Origin of the sequence: Paracoccus sp. pheM1 (genome assembly GCF_018499825.1) — a bacterium.
GTDB classification, from domain to species: Bacteria; Pseudomonadota; Alphaproteobacteria; order Rhodobacterales; family Rhodobacteraceae; genus Paracoccus; species Paracoccus versutus.
Genome location: NZ_JAGXCX010000002.1, coordinates 865,204 through 889,058 on the forward strand (window position 1 = coordinate 865,204; position 23,855 = coordinate 889,058).

Below are 23,855 nucleotides of genomic sequence, written 5' to 3' on the forward strand. Positions count from 1 at the left end.
CATCGGTGTCGCGCGCGGCAAGGCGGGCATCGGTCAGTTCGATCCAGCGCTTGCAGAAGGTGGCCGCCGGCGCCGATCATCCGGCATAGCCGGCCATGGTTGCCGTAGAGGTTCGAGACCACTGGCATCGCCAACCCCGCCACGTCCTGGAACAGCACCGCATGTTCGCCCGCGCGCTGCACGGCGGGGGTCACGGCGGCGAACTGGTGGCGCGGATCGACCTGCCGCGAGACGCGTGCCAACTCGCCACGGGATTCGAGATCACGAAGGACATTCTGCATATGGGCCTCGCGGGTTACAGGGTTGCGGCCAGTAAACCCGGCCGCCGGGCCGGGATACAGCGCGGCGATTTTGCCCGCCCGGCCTTTTCCTTTGGATATCCGCCCCAAGCGCCGCCGGGCCATTCCCCGAAAGCTCCGCCCCGGGCATGTTCAGGCAAAACCAGCCTTGACGAGACCCCGGAGTTCCCATGACCCACAGCATCGACTCCGCAATCCCCGCAGCGGCAAGATGGATTACCAGATCACGCCGCTGGACCCGCCCGCCCTGACCACCCGCACCGAAGCCCTGCACGCCGGACAGGCCAAATGGCTGGAGATCGGCCTTGACGGCCGCATCCGCGCGATGGAGGCGCTGTGCGACGCGGTGGACCGCCATTACCAGCCGATCCTGGACCCGCTTTGCGCCGATACCGGGCGGCATGAATGGTCCGTGAACGAAATCGAGGGGCTGAAGGGCATCACCCGCATGCGTTGCGCCACCGCCGCCGAGGCAATGGCCGAGGCGACCGGCAACTCCTCGGACCCGGCCCTACGCTTCCAGCAGCAATATGTGCCCTATCAGCTGGTCGGCATCATCTCGCCCTGGAACTATCCGCTGATCCTGGCGATGATCGACGCGATCTGCGCGCTGCTGGCGGGCTCCGCCGTCGCGATCAAGCCCAGCGAGGGGACGCCGCGCTTCATCGCCCCCTTCCGCAAGGCCATCGCCGAGGTCGAACACCTGCGCGACGTGCTGGACGTGTTCGAGGGCGGGGCCGAGACCGGCGGCTGGCTCGTGGACCTGACCGACACGCTGGTCTTCACCGGCTCGGCCCCCACCGGGCGCAAGGTAAGGTGCAGGCCCGCGCCGCCAGCCAGTTCAAGACCGCCTTCCTGGAACTGGGCGGCAGCGACCCGGTGGTTGTGCTGGACAGCGCCGATCCCGACATGGCGGCGGAAATCATCACCCGCGGCGCGACGGAAAACTCGGGCCGGCTTTGCTGCGCGATCGAGCGAGGCTACCACGGCATCCTCGACCAGGTGACCAAACGCACGGTCGCGCGGATGCAGGCGCTTGGCATGAGCATGCAGGACATCAAGCAGGGAGACTTGGCCCGGTGATCTTCGCCCGCCAGGCCGAGATCCCGCGCGCCCAGCTTGACAACGCCGTCGCCAAGGGCGCGCGCATCCCGACCGGGGGCCGCATCATCGACCACGAAAGCGGGTTGTGGTGCGAACCGACCGTGCTGGCCGACGTCACGCAGGACATGGCGGTGATGCACGACGAGACCTTCGGCCCCATCGTGCCGATCATGAGCTTCGATACCGTGGACGAGGCCGTGCAACTGGCCAACGACACCGAATTCGGCCTGCCGGCGGCGATCATCGGCGACGAGGATGCCGCCATCGCGGTCGGCCAGCGCATCAATGCCGGCGGCATGTGGATCAACGATTTCGACACGATGGGCGGCGTCGGCGCGCGTGCCGAAAAGACCGCCTTCGGCTCGTCGGGCCTTGGCGGCAGCCGTTACGGCCATGGCGGCTTCCTGCGCTTCCTGTGCAAGAAGGCCATCGTTGCGCGGCGCGGCGGTGTAACGGAAAGGGGCGCTTCTGGCCGCACTCGCCAGCCATCGGCCCATCCCCTAGACTGGCGGCCTGGAAGCACCGCCAGTCTAGAGACCCCCCGCCATGTCATCCCGCCCTCCGGGGATCAGCATCGTGATTCATCCCGATACCAAGGGGCTGTTCCGCGCCGCCCTTGTCGGGCCGGGCAGCACGATACGCACGGCCTTCGAGATCATCGCCCAAAGCCCCGGCAACCATCTGCGCCGGATCGACAGTCGCTGGAACATCGCCTTCACCCGTGTCGATCTGCCCCCCGACGAGGGCACCGGCTGCTGGAAGCTGATCTCGATCAGCGACGAGATCTACATGATCGTCACCGATTGCGATTATGTCTCGACCCGCTTCGAGAAGGTCCCCTCGGAAGGGCTGGTCGAGTTCCATTTCCTGCTGGAAGGCCCGGTCGAACTGGCCATGCCCCGCCCCGAGGAACCCAGCCTGACCGCCTCGACCATCATGGCCTGCCACCAGGCGCCGGGGGTCAGCTACGACGTCTGCTGCCTGCCGGGGCGCTTCCGCATGATCAGCCTCTATGTCCGGCCCGAACTGTTGGCCGACAGCTTCGGCTTCGGCGCGCAGCCCGGCAGCCCGGCAGCCGGGCCGAGCGGCTGATGCGCCCGGCGGCGAGCGCGATGGCACTGGTCGAGGCCGCGACGACGGTCAAGATCGTCACCGCCCTGCGCGACGTCTTCGCGCTGGAATTCAACAGCCGGCGCGACCTGATGATGGTGGTGGCGCGCATCTTCGAACTGCTGTCGCTGACCACGGCGGCGCTGGAGGCCGATCTCGTGGACAGCAACAGCGGGATCGCCTTCACCGAGCGCGGACTGGCCATGTTCGCCCGCGCGCAAGAGATCCTGTCCGACGATGCCGGCGGGCGGCTAACCATCGCCGACCTGGCGGGCGAGCTTGGCACCAACTCGACCAAGATGCTGGCCGATCCCGACATCCCCATCGCCCCCATCGCGCATATGGTGGGCTACGACCACCAGGCCAGCTTCACCACCGCCTTCAAGACCCATTTCGGCCTGCCCCCCAAAGAGGTGCGCAAGCTGGCCGCGCCTTCCGGCATCGGCGCCGATACGCAGGCTTGAGATAGGGGCTGGCCCCGGCGCGAAAGCAGGCCGGGGGCCGGGTTCACAGCTCGGTGCGCACGCGCCACAGTTCGGGAAACAGTTCCACCTCCAGCATCCGCTTGAGATAAGAGATTCCCGACGTGCCCCCGGTGCCGCGCTTGAAGCCGATCACGCGCTCGACCGTAGTGACGTGGTTGAAGCGCCAGCGGCGGAAGTAATCCTCGAAATCGACCAATTTTTCGGCGACTTCATAGGCTTCCCAGTATTTTGACGGATTGCGATAGATGGCAGCCCAGACCGCCATGACACCTTCGTTGAATGTCCATGCCTGCCGCAGGTCCCGGTTTAGAACCTCTTCGGGGATCGGTAGCCCGGCACGCGCCAGACGCCGCAGCACCTCGTCATAAAGCGAGGGGCGGGCCAGTTCGGCCTTAAGCTTTTCCAGCAAGTCCGGTCGATGTTCATGCGGTTTCAGCATCGCGAGGTTGCGGTTGCCGACAGCATATTCGATCAGCCGGTATTGCCACGACTGGAAGCCCGAGGACTGCCCCAGATCGTCGCGGAACTCGGTATATTCCGAGGGGGTCATGGTGCGCAGTACGTCCCATGCGTTGTTCAACTGCTCGAAGATGCGCGAGACGCGCGACAGCATCTTCAGCGCCTCGGGCGTGCGGTCGGCGGCGATCATGTCCCGCGCGCCGTTCACCTCATACAGCGCCAGTTTCATCCACAATTCGGAGGTCTGGTGCTGGATGATGAACAGCATCTCGTCATGGGCGGTCGAAAGCGGCTTCTGCGCGGTCAGGATCTGGTCGATTTGCAGATAGTCGCCATAGGACATGCGCTGGCGGAAATCCATCTGCGCGCCGTCCCTGGAAGGATCGTAACTCATGTTCGCTCTCTCTTTTCGCTGAAATGGATGCTCAGGGAAAAGTGACTCGCTGGTCCAGAATGGCACATTGCCCGATCCGCCGCCACAGCGCGATCCACCCCGAGGGGCGGCAGACGCAGGGAAGGATGCGCGCGCGGATCATGTCACCCGCGCCCGCGCCTCGAATTCGGGCCGGTCCCAGCGGCGTTCCTCCATGATCCGCGCCAGGATATCGACCGCGCGGGTGACATCGTCATGGCTCAGATACAGCGGCGTGAAGCCGACGGCGAAATCTGCGCCTTCGGCCGCGACGTGAAGCGGCAGTGCGCCCGCCGAATGGGACAGGTTCCAGATCGCCAGCGCGCCCTTTTCATGCGCGCGCGCCGTCAGCGCCTTCATGTCGTGGCGCCGCCCGGTGCGGCAATCGACCTCGGTGATCAGGATCGCGGCGACGGTTTCACCGAGGGCGTCCAGTACGGCCTCGGGATCGGCGATGCGCAGCTCGTAGCCCTGGCCCAGCGTCCTGACCAGCCCCTGCGCGATATAGAGGTCAGAGGGGAAGTTGCCGTTGTCCGAGAGAACCACGCGGCGGCAGGGGTCCATCTCGAAGGCCGAAGCCAGCGCCTGATAGACCTTGATCCACAGCGTGTCGCCCATCACCACGCTGCCGGGTTCAGCCCCAATCAGCCCGGCGATGCGGTCGCCCACGCGACGGGACTGCTCCATCCAGCCGGCCTCGTTCCAACCCCGGATCAGCATTCCGCCCCATTCCTCGCCGACGACGCGGCCCATCCGTTCCTTCACCGCAAGCGGCAGCGGCCCCAAAGAGTTGCCGTCCAGATAGATCACCCCTTCGGGCAGGTCGAACATCGCCCGTGTGAGGGAAAAATCGGTGGTCATGAGTCGCTATCCTGCTGCATGGGTCGATGCGTGACGCCCCCTGATCAGCCCGCGCTGTCCCTCGTTCCGGGTCGATCCTACGAAGAAACCGCGTGGCACCGCAACATCGCGGACACGCCCCGCGCTGGTTCTTTTAATGAATGTCGCCGGATCTTTTCAGATTTTGGGCAGCCCGCCGATACGGCTCGAACACGGCTTGGACGGCATCTCCCGTTTATTCTGCCCATGTCGGGCAGATTGTCACGGGACATTGCTGCTGGCGCGCACTTTTCGGCCGACGCTTGCAGGTTGAGCGTGCCGACCGATGCAAATCCGGACAGTTCGTCCATGTCGAGGGTCTCTCCGGGATCTTCTCGTTCGTAACCGCGTGGGTGGTTGATCCGACTGTCAGTTCCGGCATGGACCTCGACTCGCCGCGTGCACCGCTCGCGGCCCTGGCCGAGACGATCAACGGCCTGTTCAAGGCCGAGGTCATCCATTGGCGCGAACCATGGCGCGGCTTCGAAGCGGCGGAATACGCCACGCTCGAATGGGTTGACTGGTTCAACAACCGCCTTCTGCTGGAGCCGATCGGGAACATCCCGCCCGCCGAAGCCGAGGCCAACTTCTACGCCGCGCTGGAAATTGAACCCTTGGCCGCGCAATAAAGCAAGTCAGCCTCTGGCAAGCACGGGCCGTTTTAGGGTGAACTGGCCTCCATTTCGGCCGGACAGTTGGGCGCTGCGCCCCGCACAGCTGGATCCTGACCTGTGTCCAGAAGGATTCCGATGACCTGGCTTGCCCTGTGGAGGCTTATTGCGAACGGACCGGCCCGGACGACTGGTCCGAGCCGATCAACGCGATGACGAACCTCGCCTTCCTGATCGCCGCCCTTGTTCTCTGGCCGCGGCTGCGCGGGCCAGAGATGGCGATGGGTCGGGCGCTGGCGGCGGTGCTGTTCGTGATCGGCGTCGGATCGCGGCTGTTCCACACCCATGCGAGCCGGCTGACCGGGTTGATGGACGTGCTGCCGATCCTTGGCTTCATCCTGCTCTATGTCTTCGCCGCCACCCGCGACTATTGGGCAGAGCCCCGGACAGCGCAGGAAGCGGACGGACTCGCGTCCTTGCTGAACTGCGAAAGCGGGAGCCCGCCGGTGTCGCATGGACAGTCGGCGACAATACCCACGCGATTGCTCCCCGAAGCCATGCCGTAACCTCGAGGCCCGCACATAGTCCCCGGGCTGGATGGGTTCGGTTGTGTGTTGGCTGCGGGGGCTGGCAGCACCTGCTGTCATAAGATCTGTTCTCCCCTGTTCCATCGCAACACCGAGGATGCCGATCAACTCGCCGCTTAGCTCCGCATAAACCTCCCCGCATTTCTCGCCGGACGCTACGTCCACCCCACCGATGGGGGTGCATAGCGCCTTGGCGAAGCGCACGATATCATGACTGCAGTTGCCCGCCGATATTCGGATGAACATCCGGCACATCGGCGAGCGTCTCGGCCACGGCAGCAAGCGAGCCGGCTTATCCTTTGATATAGACGGTATGGGTCACGGTAAACTCATACAATCCATGCTTGCCGTCCGCCCCGCCGATGCCGGATTTCCGACGGCCGGCGTGGAAGCCCTGCATTGCCTCGAAATTCTCACGATTGATATAAGTCTCGCCAAACTTCAACTCGCGCGCCGCTTTCATCGCGGCATTCAGATCGCGGGTATAGATGGACGAGGTCAGGCCATATTCGCTGTCATTGGCCAATGCGATGGCTTCGTCGAGACTGTCGACCGGTTGAACCGGCAGAACCGGACCAAAGGTCTCGCGGCGCATGATGTCCATTTCGGCATTCACCCCGGTAATCAACGTCGGCTCGTAATGGAACCCCTCGGGCAGGTCGGCGAGCTTGCCGCCTGTTACCACGGTCGCCCCCTGCTCGCATGCCCGGTCGACGGCGCCCGCCACCTTGTCCAGACCGGCCCGATTGATCAGAGGACCCATGTCCAGATCATCCGTGACCGAAGGATCGCCATAGCGCGTTTCCTGAAACAAGGCCGCGAGCTTCTCGACCAGCGCATCGTGGACGGACCGTTCGACATAGACCCGCTCGGCACAATTGCAGACTTGCCCGGTGTTGATCACGCGCGAGGCATGAATCGCCTGCGCGGCCAGGTCGAGATCGGCGTCCTTCAGCACGATGGCCGGAGCCTTGCCGCCCAGTTCCAGGTTGACCTTGGTCAGGTTTCGGCCTGCTGCCTGCATGATATGCGCACCCGTGCCGACGCTGCCGGTAAAGGTGATCAGGTCGATGCCGGGATGGGTCACCAATGCCTCGCCGGTTGTCGCGCCACGGCCGCCGATCAGGTTGAAAACCCCCTTCGGCAAGTCCGTTTCCGCCAGCAGCTCGGCGAATAGATAAGCGTTCAGAGGAGTTTCCTCGCTGGGTTTGATGACGATGGTATTGCCGGTCACCAGTGCCGGCGCCATCTTGCGGGCGATCAGGAAGAACGGGAAGTTCCACGGCAGTATGCCCGCGACCACGCCGATGGGCTTGCGCAACAGCAACATGGTTTCATTCGGGCGATCGCTGGTCAGCACCTCGCCCTCGATCCGGCGGGCCCATTCGGCCATGTAGTCGATGTAATCGGCGGTGAAATCGACCTCGACCTGGGCCAGGCCGCGCACTTTGCCCTGCTCCTTGACGATGACGTCGGCCAACTCCAGGCGATGCTCGCGCAGCTTGGCCGAGACCTGGCGCAGATACCCCGCGCGCTCGATGGCGGGCAGCCTTTCCCAGCCGGCCTGCGCATGGCGGGCGGCCTTCACGGCAGCATCGACCTGGTCCGGCCCCGTGTCGGGGATTCGGCCCAGAAGCCTGCCGTTGGCGGGGTTCAGCACCTCGATTACTCCGGTGCCGCTCTCCACGAACGCGCCGTCGATATAGTTGCGGTAGTCCTGCGGCTCACCCTGGAAAGCCTTGGCGGGAATGCGGGTCATATCGGGTTCCTCCTCCGAAGTCATGAAACGGGTCAGGTAGCCGTCGCGCCATAGCGCGGGCGCAGACGGCTGATGTCGAAAACCTTGGCATCGACGCGGGTAGGTTCGCCGGTGATCAGGTCGGCCATCAACTGGCCCGCACCGGGGCCGATGCCGAAGCCGTGTCCCGAAAAGCCCGAGGCGACGTGCAGGCCGGGGACGGTATGGACGGGGCTGATGACCGGGATCGCGTCCGGCGTCGCGTCCATGACGCCCGCCCATTCGCGGCGGACGCGGGCACTCGCGAAGCGCGGAAAGGCACGGCCGAGATTCTTCAGCGCCTTGCGGGTAAAGCCGGGCACGGCAGGCGGATCCATGACCCGGCAAGCCTCGAACGGGGTAGCCTCATCCGCTCGCCAGGATCGCCGGATCACCGCTTCCTGCAGGAAGATCCCGTTCAGGCGCAGGCTCAACTCGCGCCAGGTGGTCAGGAAGGTCGGGAAGAACTCGGTCAGCAGCCGGAAATGATCCGGCGTCAGGGGGGCAAGGTTCTTGTTCCTGACCGCCACGGTGAACCCGCCATCCAGCCGCTTGCGATAGGCAAAGTCCCCTGCCCCGACCGGCATGTCCGTCAGCCCTTCGACCCCGTCTACGCAGGCCACCGGGCCGATCACCTTCAGTTGCGGAAAATCCAGCCCCATGTTGCCAAGGAACAGCCGCGACCAGATCCCCCCGGCGACGACCGCCGCCTGGCAACGGATCGTGCCGCGTTCGGTCACCACGGCGCTGACCCGCCCGCCCGAGGTCTCGACCGTCCGCACCGCGCAGCCGGTCAGGATATGGGCGCCCTTTTCGCGCGCGGCCTCGGCGATGGCGGGAACTGCGATCCACGGTTCGGCCCGCCCGTCCGAGGCAGTGTGCAGCACGCCCAGGATACCGCCATTGTTGCCCGGCAGCTTTTCGGCGATCTCGGCCTGCGACAGCATCCGCGCGTCCAGCCCGTGGCGGCGGCCGATCTCTTCCCAGGCCAGCCAGCCTTTCAGGTCGCGACGATTATAGGACAGGTAGCTGATGCCGGTGCGGCGCCAGCCGGTGTCGCGGCCGATGCGTTCGTTCATCTGCGACCACATCTCGACCGAATGCATACACAGGGGCAATTCGCGTTCATCCCGGCCCATCTGCCGCGTCCAGCCCCAGTTGCGGCTGGACTGTTCACCCGCGATCACCCCCTTTTCGCAAAGCGCGACCGAGATCCCGCGTTCGGCCAGTTCCAACGCGGTGGTGACTCCGATGATGCCCCCGCCGACGATCACCACATCGACCGCAGCGGGAAGGGTATCGTCACCTGGAAAGGGGGCGACGGGAATGGAAAGCGTGGACATGGATGTTGGCTCGCATCGTCAGAATGGGGACTGGCGTCATTGCCAGTCTTCCCCGGAGTCCAGGACAAAATGATCGTCCGAGATTTCAAGATAGCGCCGGACGGGGCGACGATAGTCCGGCGGGCGGACGGGGCTGCGCAGTTCGGTGACTACAGCTGCACCGCGCTGGTGACGCCGGGCCGGATCGGGCACCGGAACCGCACCCAGCAACCGCCGCGTATAGGGATGGCGCGGATTCTCGAAAATGGCCGCGCGCGGGCCGATCTCGACGATCTCGCCCAGATACATCACCGCGATCCGGTGGCTGATGCGTTCGACCACCGCCATGTCATGGCTGATGAACACGAAGCCCAAGCCCATTTCCTGTTGCAGGTCCATCATCAGGTTGACGACCTGCGTCTTCATCGTCACATCCAGCGCCGAAACCGCCTCATCGGCCACGATGACCTTGGGCTTCATCACCAGGGCCCGCGCGACGCAGATGCGCTGACGCTGGCCTCCCGAGAACTCATGCGGATAGCGCCCGGCCATTTCCGGCTGCAACCCGACGCGGATCAGCAGCGATGCGGCAATCTCGCGTTGCTCGGTCGCGCTCGCCTTGCCGTGGATGCGCAACGGCTCGGTTATCGCCTCTCCGATGCGCAGGCGGGGGTTCAGGCTGGCATAAGGATCCTGGAAGATCATCTGGATGTCATGGGCGCGTTCGACCGCCGGGATGGCGCCCAGCTCGCGCCCGGCCAGCACGACCCGGCCTTCGTCGCGGTCGTGCAGCCCGGTGATCAGCTTGCCGGTGGTCGATTTCCCGCAACCGGATTCGCCGACGATGGACAGCGTCTCTCCCTGTCGCAGGGTAAAGCTGACGCCTTCGACCGCATGAACGCGGGCGATGGTGCGCTTCAGAAGCTTGCTCTGGATGGCAAAGCGCTTGGAAAGGTCGCTGACCTGCAACAGATAGGGCGGGCCCTCGCGCAGCGTGTTGGGACGACGCTCGGGCTCACGCAGCTTGCCGCTGGCGATGTCGAAGACCGGATAGGGCGTCGGCACCGCATTGCCGGTCATCGAGCCCAGACGGGGCACGGCAGAAAGCAGCGCACTGGTATAAGCCTTGGCAGGGTGGCGGAAAATCTGCTCGGTCGTGCCGGATTCGATTACGTCGCCGTGATACATGACCAACGTGCGGTCCGAGACCTCGGCCACGACGCCCATGTCATGGGTGATGAAGATCACTCCCATGCCGCTTTCGGCCTGCAACTCCTTGATCAGGTCCAGGACCTGCGCCTGGATCGTCACGTCCAGTGCCGTCGTCGGTTCATCGGCGATCAGCAGATCGGGCTGGCAAGCCAGGGCGGCCGCGATCATGACCCGCTGCCTCATGCCGCCGGAAAACTGGTGCGGGAAATCGTCGTAGCGGCTTTTGGCCGAGGGAATGCGCACGCGATCCATCATCGCCAGCGCCTCGGCGCGGGCCTCGGCCTTGCCGATACGACGATGCGTCAGGATCGATTCCGCGATCTGCGCGCCGATGGTCATCACCGGGTTCAACGAGGTCATCGGCTCCTGGAAGATCATCGAGATCCGGTCGCCCCGGATGCGCTCCATCTGGCGTTCGTCCAATTGCAGCAGGTCGATGCCCCGGAACAGCGCCTGCCCCGAGATGCGCGAATTGTCGCGCGGCAGCAGCTGCATCAGCGCCATCGAGGTCACGCTTTTGCCCGAGCCGGATTCACCGACGATGGCCAGCGTCTCGCCCCCGCTGACCGAGAAGCCGACATCGCGGACAACATCGTTCCATTGGCCGCCGCGGCGAAAGCCCACGGTCAGGCCCTGGACCTGCAGCAGCGGATGTTCTGCGGATTGCGTCACCGTCATGTTCTCCCGATCGCGGCTCATGCGCCCGATTCCCGTCTGGGATCGAAGAGCTGCCGCAGGTGGTCGCAAAAGGCGTTCAGGACCAGCACCAGCACGATCAGCGACAGGCAGGGCGCCAGCAGCAGCCATGGTTCCTGCGCGAAGGTCGAGCGTGCGGTGCCGATCATCATGCCCAGGGACGGCTGTGGCGGCAGCACGCCCAGGCCCAGGAACGACAGGCCGGATTCCAGGATCACCGACATCACCACGACGAAACTGAACTGCACGAACAGCGGTCCGACGATATTGGGCAGGATCGTGCGAAAGATGATGCGGGTCGCCGATGCACCCATCAGGCGCGTGGCGTCGACGTAATCCTGCCCGCGCACGGTCATCACGCTGGCATGGGCCACGCGGGTGAAGCTGGGCACGAAGACCAGGGCCAGCACCGGCACCAGCGTGGACGGGCCGGCACCGTAAAGCGTCGCGGCCAGCATCGCCAGCAGCAGCGGCGGAAAGCACAGGATCACATCCATCACGCGCATCGACAGCGCCTCGGAAAAGCCGCGGACATACCCCGCGACCACGCCGACCGAGACACCGATCACCGCCGAGATCATCGCCGCGCCTCCCGAGATCAGGATGGCCGAGCGCAGCGCGTGGACCAGCCGCGACAGCAGGTCGCGCCCGTACTCGTCCTGTCCCAGCGGATGCGCTGCCGAGGGTCCGCCAAACCGCGCCGCCACGTCCATGGCCAGAGGATCGGCCAGAGGCAGCAGCGGCCCGATAAAGGCTATGGCCAGGATCAGCGCCAGCAGGATGCCCGATGGACTTTGGAAAGCCTGTTTCATTTGCGCACCCTCGGGTCGGTGATGCCGTAAATGATGTCGACCAGCAGGTTCAGCCCGATATAGAAGGCCGAGACGACGACCAGCACGCCAGTGACCACCGGGTAGTCGCGCGCGTTCACGCCCGCGACCAGCATTCCCGACAGGCCGGGCCAGTTGAACACGGTCTCGACCAGCACCGTGCCGGCCAGGAGGCCGCCCAGTTGCAGCGCGAATACGGTGATGACCGGCATCAGCGCATTGCGCAGGGCATGGCGGATGATCACCCGGCGGGCGGGAACCCCCTTGGCCCGCGCCGTGCGGATGAAATCCAGCGGCAGCACGTCCAGCATCGACGCCCTGGTGATGCGAAAGACGATGGCGGACAGGCCGATGGCGATGGTCGCGGCCGGCAGGACCAGCAATTGCAGATGCTTGCCCGGATCGCGCGAAAACGGCACGAAGCCTCCCGCCGGCAGCCAACCCAGGACCTGCGCGAACAGCACCACAAGCAGCGTGCCCAGCACGAAGACCGGCACCGACTGCGCCGTCCCTGCCACCACCGCCGCACCCCGCGAGAAGCGGCCCCTGGGGCGCAGCGCCGACAGCACCCCCGCCGGAATGCCGATCAGGAGGCTGAGGATGCCCGCCGCCGCGATCAGTTCCAGCGTGCGCGGCAGGCGGCGCATCACCTCCTGGCCGACCGAGCTGCCATCGACCATCGAGGCGCCCAGATCGCCTCTCAGAATCCCCATGACGTTGTGGGAATACTGCTCGGGCAGCGGGCGATCGAGGCCGAGTTGCTCGCGCAGCATCTGCACCATCAGGGGATCGGGCGAACCGCCGTCCTGCGCCAGCAGCAGTTCGGCCGGATCGCCCGGCACGAAATGGATGGACAGGAAGACCAAGGAAACAACCACCCAAAGCATGACGAGGCTTTGGGCCAATCGTCGGACAAACCACCCCATCAGGTCGCCTTTCGTCTGGTTATCGGACGCTGGACCGTTCAGCCCAGCTTCAGCTTGTCGAACAGCACCGAGGAGAACGGAGACAGTTGGTCGGGCAACATGGCGAGATCCTGCACGCTCGCCTTGGCGGCGAAACCCGTCGCGCGATAGCACAGGCCGCAGAAGGTGGTCGCCTCCAGCACCATCTGGTCGGCCCGGCGATAGATATCCACGCGCTTGGCTTCATCCATCTCGCTGCGCCCCTGCGCCAATGCCTCGCCGAGGCCCTCGACCTCGAAATTGCGGCTGCGCAGGTAAGTGGGCGACAGCGAGGGATCGACCAGCGTTGTGACCGCATCGGGGTCGAGGTTGTCCAGCCCGATGCCCTGCACCGCGAAATCGCCCGCGCCCTGGTTGCCAAGGTTCACCCGCGTCGCCCAATCGGGCATTGTCAGGTTGACGGTGATGCCGATCTCGGCCAGTTGCGCCTGCACCAGCACCGCCGTGTCGCGATGCATCGAATATTGCGACGTCGAAAGAAGCGAGACGGTCAAGCCGTTCTCGTGGCCGGCCTCTTTCAGCAACGCCTTGGCGCGTTCGGGGTCATAGCCCCAGAAGGCGGCCTGGTCGTCATGGCGGTAGGGGCTGCCGGCGGCGCGCGGCAGGCCCGTCATCTCGGCGCCGAAGCCGAAGAAGATCGACTTGACGAACTCGTCGCGGCGCAGGCCGAAGGCCACCGCCTGCCGCAGGCGCGGATCGGCAAAGACGCCGCCGCCGTTGAAGCTAAGATACATGAAGGCGCCCGCATCGACCTTGTGCAAAGCCAACGCCGGATCGGCCTCGATCGCGGCCATGGCCGACCAGGGCACATAGTCGATCATGTCCACATCGCCCGCGTTCAGCGCCGCTACCCGGGCGCTTTCATCGACATAGGGCGTGATGGTGATGCCGGCCAGGGTGGGCAGGCCGGGCTTGAAGTAATGCTCGTTCGGCTCCAACTCGATCGAGACGCCCTTTTCCGCATAGGCGATGCGATAGGGACCGGCGCCGATCCCCTGATCCTCGGCATCGGTCGAACCGGCCTTGAGGATCGAGAGGAACGGAAACGTCATCAGCGCCGGCAGCGTGGCCAGCGGTTCATCCGTGGTCAGGCGGAAGTTGCGCTCGTCTATGACCTCGAAGCCGGTGACGGGGCGCAGGGCGTCGAACATATAGGCGCCCGAACCGTCTGCCTGGATCTGCTGGAAGGTCCATTCCACATCCTGCGCCGTGACCGGGCTGCCGTCGTGGAAATGCGATTCGCGCAGGGTAAAGCGCCATGTCTCGGGCGTCTCGTTGTCCCAGCTTTCGGCCAGTTCGCCCACCAGCTGCCCCTGCTCGTCGTAGTTGATCAGGGTGCGATTGATCAGCGAACACAGCAGATGCCCCGAATAGCCGACATTCACCCAGGGACGCAGATGTGGCGGATAGGTCGAAAGCCCGACCCGCAGGGTCTGCCCCCCTTGCGCCTGGGCGAAACGCCCGCCAAGCGCCAGCACCGCGCCCGACATCGTGGCGATCTTCAACAAGTTCCGTCTGTTCAATTGCATGACCTTGCTTCCCTGCTGTCGCCCCTGTGCCAGGGCGGTTTTCCAAGGCCCCTTCGACAGGTCCGCATGGGAGGTGCCGCCGGGCTTTCACTGATGGAAGGGTAGCGATTCATTTTTTCCTCGGTCAAGTATATTCCATTTATCAGATGACAATTTGTAATAAATTCTTATTAACAGAATATAATGCATGGTACTGCTCATCTTTTGGGCAGATTCCTGGACTTCATATCCATTTAATTCTTGTAATCAGAATATATTATAGTTTTTATACCTGATTCAAGAATATGATTGACCATGGGAGCGCTCTGTCCTGATATGGCTCCATGTCAAACCAGGGCAGACGGGCCGGCGCCGAGGGGCTGCCGCGCCTGAACGCCTAGCAACGAATGCAGGAAAAAAACCCATGACTTGGCGTATCGGCGTGGATTCGGGCGGCACCTTCACGGATGTCTGCCTCTTCGATGACACCTCCGGCGAGGTAACGATCTGGAAAGTCTCATCGACCCCCGACGATCCGTCGCGCGGCATTACGCAAGGGGTAGCCGAAGGGCTGGAACAGGTTTCTGCCAGCGCCGAGACCATCAGCTTCCTGGGACATGGCACGACCGTTGCCACCAATGCGCTGATCCAGGGCCGCGGGGTCAAGACCGGCCTCATCACCACCGACGGCTTCCGCGACTTGCTGGAAATCGGCCGCCAGAAACGGCCCGACCTTTATGACCTGCAAGCCGACAAGCCCGAAACCCTGGTCACGCGCGACCTGAGGCTGGGGGTGGCCGAGCGCGTGCGCGCCGACGGCTCGGTCGAAGAGGCGCTGGACGAAGGCGCCTTCCGCGAAGCGGTGCGGGAACTGAAGGCACAGGGGGTCAAATCGGTCGCGGTCAGTTTCCTCTACAGCTTTCTCAACGACGCGCATGAGCGCCGTGCGGCCAAGATCATCGCCGAGGAGTTCCCTGACGCCTTCACCGCGATCTCCTCCGATATCGCGCCCGAGTTCCGCGAATACGAGCGCCTGTCCACCACGGTCGTCAACGCCTATCTGGGCCCGGTGATGCAGGGCTATGTCCGCGCGCTGAAGAAGAAGCTGACCGATCTGGGCCTGAAGGTCGCGCCGCAACTGACGCAGTCGAACGGCGGCGTGATCGCCTTCGACACGGCGGCGGAAATGCCGGTGCGCACAGTGCTTTCCGGTCCCTCGACCGGCGTGGTCGCCGCGCAGGCCATCGGGCGGATGACCGGCATCGACAACCTGATCACCTTCGACATGGGCGGCACCAGTTCCGACGTCGCACTGCTGTCGGGCGGAGAATGCCGCGTGGTCAACGAGGCCGTGGTCCATGGCTATCCCCTGAAGGTGCCGATGCTGGACATCCATACGGTGGGCGCAGGCGGCGGCTCGATCGCCTATGTCGACAACGGCGGGCTGCTGAAGGTCGGGCCGAGAAGCGCGGGCGCCAATCCCGGCCCGGCCTGCTATGGGCTAGGCAATGACGAACCCACCGTCACCGACGCCAATGTGGTCTTGCAGACGCAGAACCCCGAATATCTGCTGAACGGGCGGATGAAGATCGACCGCACCCTGTCCGTGGCCGCGATCCAGAAGCTGGCCGACAGGCTGGGCATGGAGATGCTGGAGACCGCAAACGGCATCCTCGACATCGTCGTCGCCAACATGGCCAAGGCGATCCGGGTGATCTCGGTCCAGCGGGGACATGATCCGCGCGACTATACGCTGGTCGCTTTCGGCGGGGCGGGGCCGGTCCAGGCCGCGCGCCTGGCGCGCGAACTGGGCATGAGCCGGGTGCTGATCCCGCGCACGCCGGGCGTGCTATGCGCGCTGGGGCTGCTGATGACCGACCTGCGCAGCGACTTCTCGGCAACCAGCCTGATGCGACTGGACCAGGCGACACCCGAACAGGTCCAGGCGATCTTCGACGACCTGCGCGCCCGCGCCGGCGCCTGGTTCGAGGCCGAAGGCATCGCGCATCCCGCCCGTGTCCTGAATCTTGCCGTCGACGTGCGCTATGCCGGACAGAACTATGAAATCGCCGTGGCTCTTCCCGACGGCCCCGTCGACGCCGCAACCTTCGACACCATCCGCGAGGGTTTCCTGGCCGCGCATCGCCAGCTCTACGGTTTCGTGGCCGAGGGCGAGCCGATGCAGCTTGTCACTTTCCGCGCCGCCGCCAGCGGGCTGGTGCAAAAGGCCGATTTCGTGCCCCAGCCGCTGGAAGGCGACGATGCCAGCGCGGCCGTCACCGGCTCGCGGCCCGTCTGGATGCTCGAGGCGCGCGATTTCGTCGAGACCACTCTTTACGACCGCGCATTGCTGAAGCCGGGCAATGTCGTCCGCGGCCCGGCGATCATCGACCAGATGGATTCCACCAGCGTCGTTCCCCCCGGCATGGCCGCGACGGTCGATCCCTATCTGAACCTCATCCTGGAGGCAGCCAAGTGAACATGATCCCCCAAGTGAAACTGAACCCGATCACCGTCGAGGTCATCGGTTCGGCCTTCGCCTCGACGGTCGAGGAAATGGGCGAGGCGCTGGTGCGCGCCTCTTATTCCACCAATATCAAGGAGCGTCGCGACTGTTCGACAGCGCTGTTCGACGCCGAGGGTCGGATGCTGTGCCAGGCCGAGCATATCCCCATGCATCTGGGCAGCTTCATCGGCTTCGTCCCCTATGTCCTGCGCCATTTCGGGCAAGACGGGATCCAGCCGGGCGACGTGTTCATGGGCAACGACGCCTATGAAGGGGGAGGCACCCACCTGCCCGACATCGTCCTGGCCGAGCCGGTCTTCGTCGAGGGCAAGCTGGTCGCCTGGGCGATCAACACCGCGCATCATTCGGATTTCGCGGATCGCGGCCATGCACATATCTATCAGGAAGGGCTACGCATTCCGCCCGTGAAACTGTACCGGCGGGGCGAGCTGCAAGAGGACATACAGCGCCTGTTCCTGCTGAACTGCCAGGTTCCGGCAGAGCGCATCTCGGACCTGCGGGCACAGTTGGCCGCAAACCGGCTGGGCAATATTCGCATGACCGAGCTTTGCGGCAAATACGGGCTGGACACCGTGCTGGCCGCAGGTTCCGAATTGATGGACTACGCCGAGCGCAAGATGCGCGCCGGCATCAGCGCGATCCCCGACGGGCGCTATGCCTTCTCGGACGTCTTCGACAGCGAATCGCTGGAGACGCCATTGGAAATGTCTGTGACCATCGAGGTCAGGGGCGACGAGATCGCACTGGATTTCACCAGCCCGCCGCAGGTCCGCGCCGGCCTGAACGTCGTCTATACCGCACTGCTGGCGACGGTCTATTACGCGGTCAAGACCGTCGTGGACCCGACGGTCCTGCCGAATGCGGGCCTGGCCCGGCCGATCACCGTCACGGCCGGCGAAGGCACGCTGCTGCGCTGCGCCCATCCGGCGGCTGTCGATGGCCGCATCACCGCCTGCCAGCGGGTCGTGGACCTGATCCACGGCGCACTGGCCCCGGTCGTGCCCCACCGTGTCACCGCGGCCTCGAACGGCTCGGTCGCGGTCGCCAGCTTCGACGGGCGGCGCGAGGATGGCTCGCTGTGGGTCTATCTGGAAACGATCGGCGGCGGGTTCGGCGCGCGCCACAACAAGGACGGACTGGACGGCGTGCATGTGCACATGACCAACACCTCGAACCTGCCGGTCGAGGCGCTCGAGAACGAATATCCCATCACGCTCCGGCGCTATGAACTGGTGGACGGCTCGGGCGGGAACGGGCGATTCGTCGGCGGCATGGGCCTGCGCCGCGTCTATCGCGCCGAAAAGCCCTGCCGCGTGCAGGTGATGGGCGCACGCCTGACCTCGCAGCCCTGGGGGCTGGACGGGGGCAAGCCAGGCGCCAGCGGCTATTTCACCCTGAACGGCGCGCGCAGCGGGTTCGAGCGCGCGTCCGTGGACCTGGCGCCGGGCGACATCCTCGAGATCGTGACCCCCGGCGCGGGCGGCTATGGCGACCCGGCCCTGCGTGATGCGACATCCCGCGTGCGGGACTTGCGGGAAAAACGCTTTGCATAGAGGCGCAATGCTTGACTTGCCCGCCGTTCCGGCCAAACCCGGATGGCGGGCAGACCTCAGCTGGAGCGACATTTGGCCAGACAATCCTCTTCGAATGCCGGGCGGGCGGCGGAAATCCTGATCCTGCTGGGACAGGCCGACCGCAAGGGCATGGCGCTGGCGGCCCTGGCAGCCGCCACGGGCGAGGCGAAATCCTCGGTCCACCGGACACTGGTGGCATTGGCCGAATACGGGCTGGTCGTGCAAAACGGCAATCGCGGCAATTACATGCTGGGTCCGGCCACCTATGCGCTGGCTCATCGCAGCCTTGGCGTGAACGAGATCGTCGCCACATATCGCCCGGCCCTCATCGACATCACCGGGCGCACCCAATTCTCGACCTATCTCATGGTGCGTTCAGGGCTGGATACGATCTGCCTGGATTACCAGATGGGTCAGATCGTCGCGCAACCCTATGTCTCGGGCATCGGCGGGCGGATCCCGATGGGGGTCGGCATCTCGGGTGTCTGCATTCTCGGCATGATGGACGCACGCAGCCGCGACCGCTGCCTGGACCTGCTGGAGGATCGCCTGGCCCAATGGGATCTGACCCGGCCGCAAATCGAAGCGGAAATAGCCGAGTTTCAGCGCCTGGGCTTCATGCGGGGCATCCGCCGCAGCGCGGGCATCGAAAGCCTGACGCTGACCGTGCCGATCAACAATGACCACCTGCGCGGGATGGAGACCGCGATTTCGCTTCTGGCACCGCTGAACGTCCTTGACGCCGGTGGCGAGCGGGCGGCGATCGCCGTCATGCGCGACGCCATCTCGACGGCCGAGCGGCACGCCAGTTCCCCGACCCGCAGCGACGATATGTCTGGCAGATGACCCGAATGGAAGAAAGCATGACGCGAACCGTGATGATTTCCGGCGCCTCGCGCGGGATTGGCGCAGCGATTGCGCAACGGATGCAGGCGGCGGGCTGGAATGTCAGCCTCGGCCTGCGCCGTCCCGAGACGGCAGACCCTGACACGCCGCAGCGCCTTACCTGCCGCTATGACGCGCTGGAGCCGGATTCGGAGCGCGCCTGGATCCGCGCAACCATCGCCCGGTTCGGCCGGCTGGATGGGCTGGTGCTGAGCGCAGGCATCCACAGCCGCGCCACCGTGCTGGAGGCCGCCGACGAGGAATTCGATCAGTTGATCGCAGTGAACGTGAAATCGCCGATGCGGCTGGCCCGGCTTGCATGGCCGCATCTTGAAGCCCTGCCGGACGGCAAGCCGCATCCTGGCCGGATCGTGCTGATGTCCTCGCTGTCGGGCAAGCGGGTGAAATCGGCAGGTTCGGGCCTTTACGGCATTTCCAAATTCGCGCTGATGGGGCTGGCGCAGGGCCTGCGACAATGCGGGCGCGACAATCGCGTGCGCACCACCGCGATCTGTCCCAGCTTTGTCGCGACGGACATGGCGGCAGGCGTCGTCCAGGACATGTCCGAACTGACCCGGCCCGAAGACATAGCCGCCATCGTGGAAACCGTCCTGGGCCTGCCTCCCACCGCCTCGGTCGCCGACATTCCCGTCCACTGGTCGGTCGAGGATTGCTATTGAGGAACATGGCCATGCGATCATCACCGCTGATCTTTGCCGCCGAGGCGCTGGCGGCGCCGGAAGGAACCGTCTTCGTCGACACCCGCCCCAGGGAGGATTGGGCAAAGGCGACGATTCCCGGCGCCACCTGCCTGAACGTCTACGACTATTTCATCGCCCACAGCGACGAGAGGGGCATTGCCGCGATGGTGGCCGGCGCCCGCGCGGCGTTCCGGCAGCTTGGCCTCGACCGGGCGCCGCTGGTCGTTTTCTTCGAAGAGCAGACGGGGATGCGGTCGCCGCGCGGGCTATGGTTCCATGAGCTTTGCGGCTTCGACGGCGGCCGCATTCTCGACGGCGGGCTGGCTGCCTGGCGCGCGGCGGGCGGTGGGACCGCCGCCGGAGCCGGTGCGACCGGCAGGATCGGCGACGGCGATCCAGCTCAGGCAGGCGCCTTTCGCAGCGAACTGGTCGCAGCCACCGCGGAATTGCTGGAGCCGGGAGCGCCGGAGTTGCATGTCCTGGACGCACGCCGCCCAGCCGAATGGGACGGAAGCTATGTCCACGCCTGCTGCGCCCGCGCGGGCCGCATCCCCGGCGCGGACCTGCTGTTCTATGAAGACCTGTTGCAGGACGGCCGCTATCGCAGCCCCGACGAGATCCGCCGCATCGCCGCGGCGGCGGGCTTTGGGCCGGGCCAGCGCATCGTCACCTATTGCCACCGGGGCGCACGGGCGGCGACCACGCTTTACGGGCTGCGCTCGGCCGGCTTCGACAATGTCGCCATCCATCCCGGCAGTTGGCACGAATGGGCGGGCGAGCCCGACCTGCCCGCCGTCGAAGGAACCGGCGCCTTCGTCCACCGCTGAGGCGTGGAAACACGAGGGGCGCCGGAAATGCGGCGCCCCCTCCCGGTCACGATGACCGGGTCACAGCTTCGCAAGCTGCTCGGCATGGGGATAAAGCGCCGGCGAGCCGCCCGTGTGCAGGAACAGCACCCGCGCCCCCTTCGGAATCGTGCCGTCCTCGACCAGCCCCAGAAGGCCCGCCATGCCCTTGCCGGTATAGACCGGGTCCAGCAGCAGCCCTTCTTGCATAGCCAGCCGCTTGATCGCGGCATTGCCCGCCTCGGAGGGCACGGCATAGGCTTCGCCGAAATAGCCGGTCTCGACATGGATCTCCTCGGGCCGCCACACCCGGTCCAGCCCAACCAGCCTGGCCCCCTCGGTCGCCATCGGCGCGATGCGGTCGGGAAAGGGGACGGCCGAGCCCGAAACAGCGATGCCGATTGCCTTGGTGCCGGGCCAGTATTGCGTCAGGCCGATCTCGATCCCGGCCAGCGTGCCGCCGGACCCGACGGCAGTGACGATGACATCCGGCGCAGGCAGGGCAAGGGCGGCGAATTGCTCGGCCAACTCGCGCACCGCGCTGGCATAACCCAGCGCGCCAAGCGGCGTCGCCCCGCCGACCGGCATGATATAGGGTTCCTGCCCCCGTTCGCGCGCACGGTCGGCATGGGCCTGCATCCGCGGCCCGATCAGGTCGAAATAGGCGTCGGGGTCCAGAAACTCGATCTCGGCCCCGAACAGCCGGTCGAGCAACAGGTTCCCCTGAAAGCCGGACGGTTCATTGCCGCGCAGCACCAGGACCGGGTGCATGCCGAAATGCCGCGCCGCCGCCGCCGTCATGCGGGCGTGGTTCGACTGGTGCCCGCCCGTGGTGATCAGCACCTTCACCCCCCGCGCCACGGCATCGGCCATCAGGTATTCCAGCTTGCGCACCTTGTTCCCGCCGCCGCCGAAGCCGGTGTAATCGTCGCGCTTGACGAACAGCTCGATCCCCAGATCCGCGCCCAGCCGCATCAGCCGCTCCACAGGCGTCGGTGCGAATGCAAGCGGGATCTTCGGGACATCTCCAAGTTTCATCGTGCCATCTTCCTGTGCAGATTGCGTCCTCTTGCGGGGACATGGGCAAGGCAATGCGCCCTGGATGGGAAAAACCTTGCATTGCCTCGGTTATGAATGAAGATATATCATATATTGATATTGGCAAGCCGCTCCGGCCATCGCGTGCATCTCGGCGCGCATCGCCGCGGAGCACAGCCAGAAGACGCGAGGAGTGCCGATGACAGACCCCGTGCTTTCCGTCGCCGACCTGCGTGTGGCGTTTCGCGGCCGTCGCGGCTGGACAGAGGTCGTGCATGGCCTGGATTTCGACATCGCCCCCGGCGAAACGGTGGCGCTGGTCGGCGAAAGCGGCTCGGGCAAAAGCGTGACCTCGCTGGCGGTGATGCGGTTGCTGGACCCGGCCGCCAGCAGGATCACCGGCTCGGTCCGGCTGGAGGGGCGCGACCTGCTGTCCCTTTCCGAAGGCGCGATGCGCCGCATCCGGGGCGACCGGGTCGCGATGATCTTCCAGGAACCGATGACCTCGCTGAATCCGTCGATGAAGATCGGCGAGCAGATCGCCGAGGTTCTGACGACCCATCGCAGCATGGACCGGCAGAAGGCCATGGCGGAAACCGTTCGACTGCTGGAGCGGGTGCGCATCCCGGCGGCCAAGCGGCGAATGCTGGAATATCCGCACCAGTCCTCGGGCGGGATGCGGCAGCGCTTCATGATCGCCATGGCCCTGGCCTGCCGGCCGCGCCTGCTGATCGCGGACGAGCCGACCACCGCGCTGGACGTGACGGTGCAGGCGCAGATCCTGGAGCTGATCCGCGAATTGCAGGCCGAGGAGCAGATGGCGGTGCTGTTCATCACCCATGACATGGGCGTCGTGGCCGAGGTGGCGGATCGCACGCTGGTCATGCTGCGCGGCGATGCGGTCGAACAGGGGCTGACCGCCGCAATCTTTGCCCATCCGCAGCAGCCTTATACCCGCGCGCTCCTGGCGGCCGTGCCCCGGCTCGGCTCGATGGCCGGAACCGGCCGGCCCGCGCGATTCCCGCTGGTCGATGCTGCAACCGGCGCGGCCAGTCCCGGAACCGAACTGCCCGACACCCTGCGCGGCACGGCGCCGCTGCTCGAGGTGCGCGGGCTGACCACCCGCTATGATGCCGGCACGGACCTCCTGGGCCGGACGCAGGCGCGCGTTCATGCGGTCGAGAACGTCTCTTTCGACATCCGACAGGGAGAGACGCTGGCCCTGGTGGGCGAATCCGGTTGCGGCAAATCCTCGACCGGGCGCTCGATCCTGCGGCTGACGCAGCCCTTCTCGGGCTCGGTAAGACTGGACGGGACCGAGCTGCTGGAGCTTGGCCGCCCGGCCCTGCGCCGAATGCGGCGGCAGATGCAGATGATCTTCCAGGATCCCTTCGCCAGCCTCGATCCCCGTCGCCGGGTCGGCGATGCCATTGCCGAGCCGATGGTGACGCATGGCCTGGCGCGGGGATCGGAACTGAAGGACAGGGTCGCGGACCTGCTGGCGCAGGTCGGGCTTTCCCCCGACATGGCGCGGCGTTTCCCGAACGAGTTCTCGGGCGGGCAACGACAGCGCATCTGCATCGCCCGCGCCCTTGGCATCGCGCCGAAGCTGATCGTCGCGGACGAGGCGGTGTCCGCGCTGGACGTGACCGTCAAGGCGCAGGTGGTGAACCTGATGCTGGATCTTCAGGCCGAGCTTGGCCTGTCCTATCTGTTCATCAGCCATGACATGGCGGTGGTCGAACGGATCAGCCACCGCGTCGGCGTGATGTATCTGGGCGAGATCGTCGAGATCGGCCCTCGCGAGGCGATCTTTGGGGCCCCCGCGCATCCCTATACCCAGCGACTGCTCCAGGCGATCCCGGTACCCGACCCCGCCCTTCGCGGCAACCGACCCGCCGGTGAGTTGCGCGAGTTGAAAAGCCCCTTGCATCCGGTGGGTTATCAGCCCCCGGCCCGCGAATGGCGCGAGGTCTCGCCCGGCCATCAGGTGCAGGTTGCCGGCCCGGAATGGCAGGCCGCCTGAGCG

At 65.5% G+C, this 23,855-nt stretch carries 19 protein-coding genes and 3 pseudogenes; 12 read left to right on the forward strand and 10 right to left on the reverse strand.

The window, feature by feature from the left end:
* Nucleotides 1-161: 161 nt before the first annotated feature.
* Together KF941_RS18400 and KF941_RS18405 are read left to right on the forward strand one after the other, a co-directional pair.
* Entirely contained in the window at nucleotides 162-473 is a 312-nt protein-coding gene (locus KF941_RS18400) for a hypothetical protein (protein WP_214274642.1), read from the forward strand.
* Nucleotides 448-1,305 (forward strand): aldehyde dehydrogenase family protein, encoded by an 858-nt coding sequence (locus KF941_RS18405; protein ID WP_276315876.1) that lies wholly within the window; start codon nucleotides 448-450, stop codon nucleotides 1,303-1,305. The genes KF941_RS18400 and KF941_RS18405 overlap by 26 nt, the downstream gene beginning before the upstream one ends.
* Here the strand turns inward: KF941_RS18405 and KF941_RS28105 are convergent.
* Nucleotides 1,280-1,798, reverse strand: coding sequence for a hypothetical protein (locus tag KF941_RS28105; RefSeq protein ID WP_240540483.1), 519 nt, complete (start codon nucleotides 1,796-1,798; stop codon nucleotides 1,280-1,282). The genes KF941_RS18405 and KF941_RS28105 overlap by 26 nt on opposite strands.
* A 181-nt stretch (nucleotides 1,799-1,979) precedes the next feature.
* On the opposite strand from KF941_RS28105, the gene KF941_RS28110 reads away from it, so the two are divergent.
* Together KF941_RS28110 and KF941_RS28115 are read left to right on the forward strand one after the other, a co-directional pair.
* Nucleotides 1,980-2,495 (forward strand): hypothetical protein, encoded by a 516-nt coding sequence (locus KF941_RS28110; protein ID WP_240540484.1) that lies wholly within the window; start codon nucleotides 1,980-1,982, stop codon nucleotides 2,493-2,495.
* A 20-nt stretch (nucleotides 2,496-2,515) separates the two neighbouring features.
* Nucleotides 2,516-2,977 (forward strand): AraC family transcriptional regulator, encoded by a 462-nt coding sequence (locus tag KF941_RS28115; protein ID WP_240540485.1) that lies wholly within the window; start codon nucleotides 2,516-2,518, stop codon nucleotides 2,975-2,977.
* 43 nt (nucleotides 2,978-3,020) lie between these two features.
* On the opposite strand, the gene kynA is transcribed toward KF941_RS28115, so the two are convergent.
* Both kynA and KF941_RS18420 read right to left on the reverse strand, forming a co-directional pair.
* Nucleotides 3,021-3,851 carry a tryptophan 2,3-dioxygenase gene (kynA, locus tag KF941_RS18415; protein ID WP_214274153.1) on the reverse strand — a complete coding sequence of 277 codons (831 nt, stop codon included), beginning with the start codon at nucleotides 3,849-3,851 and terminating at the stop codon, nucleotides 3,021-3,023.
* 237 nt (nucleotides 3,852-4,088) lie between these two features.
* Nucleotides 4,089-4,730 (reverse strand): annotated as a pseudogene (locus KF941_RS18420) (kynureninase); the annotation flags it as partial.
* 431 nt (nucleotides 4,731-5,161) lie between these two features.
* Between KF941_RS18420 and KF941_RS18425 the strand changes: the two are divergent.
* Together KF941_RS18425 and KF941_RS28120 are read left to right on the forward strand one after the other, a co-directional pair.
* Nucleotides 5,162-5,377, forward strand: a pseudogene (locus KF941_RS18425) (IS3 family transposase); the annotation flags it as partial.
* Nucleotides 5,378-5,502: 125 nt separating this feature from the next.
* Nucleotides 5,503-5,787, forward strand: a pseudogene (locus KF941_RS28120) (hypothetical protein); the annotation flags it as partial.
* Nucleotides 5,788-6,238: 451 nt separating this feature from the next.
* On the opposite strand, the gene aldA reads toward KF941_RS28120, so the two are convergent.
* Genes aldA through KF941_RS18460 form a run of 6 tightly spaced genes read right to left on the reverse strand, consistent with a single transcriptional unit; the run spans nucleotide 6,239 to nucleotide 14,271 of the window.
* Entirely contained in the window at nucleotides 6,239-7,705 is a 1,467-nt protein-coding gene (gene aldA, locus KF941_RS18435; protein WP_214274156.1) for an aldehyde dehydrogenase, read from the reverse strand.
* 32 nt (nucleotides 7,706-7,737) lie between these two features.
* Nucleotides 7,738-9,066: an FAD-binding oxidoreductase gene (locus KF941_RS18440; RefSeq protein WP_214274157.1), complete on the reverse strand. Its 1,329-nt coding sequence runs from the start codon at nucleotides 9,064-9,066 to the stop codon at nucleotides 7,738-7,740.
* A gap of 36 nt (nucleotides 9,067-9,102) precedes the next feature.
* Nucleotides 9,103-10,956 carry an ABC transporter ATP-binding protein gene (locus KF941_RS18445; protein ID WP_240540486.1) on the reverse strand — a complete coding sequence of 618 codons (1,854 nt, stop codon included), beginning with the start codon at nucleotides 10,954-10,956 and terminating at the stop codon, nucleotides 9,103-9,105.
* Nucleotides 10,953-11,765 carry an ABC transporter permease gene (locus KF941_RS18450; protein ID WP_036752903.1) on the reverse strand — a complete coding sequence of 271 codons (813 nt, stop codon included), beginning with the start codon at nucleotides 11,763-11,765 and terminating at the stop codon, nucleotides 10,953-10,955. The genes KF941_RS18445 and KF941_RS18450 overlap by 4 nt, the downstream gene beginning before the upstream one ends.
* The gene (locus KF941_RS18455; RefSeq protein ID WP_036752900.1) at nucleotides 11,762-12,709 is read right to left on the reverse strand and encodes an ABC transporter permease; all 948 of its coding nucleotides are present in this window, start codon (nucleotides 12,707-12,709) and stop codon (nucleotides 11,762-11,764) included. Before KF941_RS18455 ends, KF941_RS18450 begins: the two co-directional genes overlap by 4 nt.
* A gap of 38 nt (nucleotides 12,710-12,747) precedes the next feature.
* Nucleotides 12,748-14,271 (reverse strand): ABC transporter substrate-binding protein, encoded by a 1,524-nt coding sequence (locus tag KF941_RS18460; RefSeq protein WP_208861537.1) that lies wholly within the window; start codon nucleotides 14,269-14,271, stop codon nucleotides 12,748-12,750.
* Nucleotides 14,272-14,680: 409 nt separating this feature from the next.
* Here KF941_RS18460 and KF941_RS18465 point away from each other — a divergent pair, with 409 nt between their 5' ends.
* The 5 genes from KF941_RS18465 (at nucleotide 14,681) to KF941_RS18485 (ending at nucleotide 20,770) form a co-directional block, all read left to right on the forward strand.
* Nucleotides 14,681-16,735: a hydantoinase/oxoprolinase family protein gene (locus KF941_RS18465; protein ID WP_214274158.1), complete on the forward strand. Its 2,055-nt coding sequence runs from the start codon at nucleotides 14,681-14,683 to the stop codon at nucleotides 16,733-16,735.
* A 2-nt stretch (nucleotides 16,736-16,737) separates the two neighbouring features.
* A complete protein-coding gene (locus KF941_RS18470; protein ID WP_214274619.1) occupies nucleotides 16,738-18,336 on the forward strand; it encodes a hydantoinase B/oxoprolinase family protein in 1,599 nt (532 codons plus the stop codon).
* A 72-nt stretch (nucleotides 18,337-18,408) separates the two neighbouring features.
* Nucleotides 18,409-19,203, forward strand: coding sequence for a helix-turn-helix domain-containing protein (locus tag KF941_RS18475; protein WP_214274159.1), 795 nt, complete (start codon nucleotides 18,409-18,411; stop codon nucleotides 19,201-19,203).
* A gap of 17 nt (nucleotides 19,204-19,220) precedes the next feature.
* Entirely contained in the window at nucleotides 19,221-19,922 is a 702-nt protein-coding gene (locus tag KF941_RS18480; protein WP_214274160.1) for an SDR family NAD(P)-dependent oxidoreductase, read from the forward strand.
* 11 nt (nucleotides 19,923-19,933) lie between these two features.
* Nucleotides 19,934-20,770, forward strand: a complete 837-nt coding sequence (locus KF941_RS18485) for a rhodanese-like domain-containing protein (RefSeq protein ID WP_214274161.1) — start codon at nucleotides 19,934-19,936, stop codon at nucleotides 20,768-20,770.
* A gap of 60 nt (nucleotides 20,771-20,830) precedes the next feature.
* On the opposite strand, the gene KF941_RS18490 is transcribed toward KF941_RS18485, so the two are convergent.
* Nucleotides 20,831-21,826, reverse strand: coding sequence for a D-cysteine desulfhydrase family protein (locus KF941_RS18490; RefSeq protein WP_072463434.1), 996 nt, complete (start codon nucleotides 21,824-21,826; stop codon nucleotides 20,831-20,833).
* A 199-nt stretch (nucleotides 21,827-22,025) separates the two neighbouring features.
* Between KF941_RS18490 and KF941_RS18495 the strand changes: the two genes are divergently transcribed.
* A complete protein-coding gene (locus tag KF941_RS18495; RefSeq protein WP_214274162.1) occupies nucleotides 22,026-23,852 on the forward strand; it encodes an ABC transporter ATP-binding protein in 1,827 nt (608 codons plus the stop codon).
* The last annotated feature ends 3 nt before the right edge of the window (nucleotides 23,853-23,855 follow it).